The sequence below is a fragment of the Neisseria sp. P0021.S007 genome (assembly GCF_051956855.1).
Window position 1 is genome coordinate 1 of the sequence record NZ_JBQCXA010000322.1, and the last position, 820, is coordinate 820.

Genomic DNA, 820 nt, shown 5'->3' on the forward strand with positions numbered 1-820 from the left:
TTACCGTACCTTGTTCAATCGCTTCAACGCTGAGTTTTGAGTTTTCCATCTCTCGCTCCTTAAACTTCTTCGTTCAATACCAAAGACAAAATCGCCATCCGTGCATACACGCCATTGGTTGCCTGTTCAAAATAATAGGCATGAGGTGTTTTATCCACGTCCGGATGAATTTCATCTACCCTCGGTAAAGGATGCAAGACGCGCAAATTGGGTTTAGCATTCGCCAACATTTGCGCATCAAGATTGAATTTACCCTGAATTTTGGCAAATTCCTGCTCATCAAAACGTTCGCGCTGAACGCGGGTCATGTACAAAATATCCGCCCATTCGACCGCTTCTTCCAATCCGGGCAAAATTTGATAAGGGCACCCGGCTTCTTCCAGCTCTTCAGTGATATAGTCCGGCATTGCCAAGCTGGGAGGGGAAACAAACGCAAATTCACAACCCCAACGCTTCAGCGCCTGACACAATGAATGTACCGTACGGCCATATTTCAAATCGCCGGCCATCGCAATCTTCAAATTGCTCAAACTGCCCTGTGTTTCATAAATCGTGACCAAATCCAAAAGCGTCTGACTCGGATGTTGGTTGGTACCATCGCCGGCATTAATCACGGGCACGCTCGAAAATTCGGCCGCCACACGGGCCGCACCGTCTTTCGGGTGTCGCTGAATAATCGCATCCGTATAGCTGGAAATAATCCTCGCAGTATCTGCGAGCGTTTCACCCTTTTTCGCGCTGGTATTTGCACCATCGGAAAAACCGATAACTTTCCCACCCAAACGCTGTACCGCCGTTTCAAAAGACAAACGAGTACGGG

1 protein-coding gene is annotated in these 820 nt (G+C 48.3%); it reads right to left on the reverse strand.

Annotated elements, in window-relative coordinates:
- Window positions 1-59 precede the first annotated feature (59 nt).
- Window positions 60-820, reverse strand: a 761-nt coding sequence (pyrB, locus tag ACTHUR_RS13095; RefSeq protein ID WP_440398944.1) for an aspartate carbamoyltransferase, incomplete at its 5' end; no start/stop codon positions are given.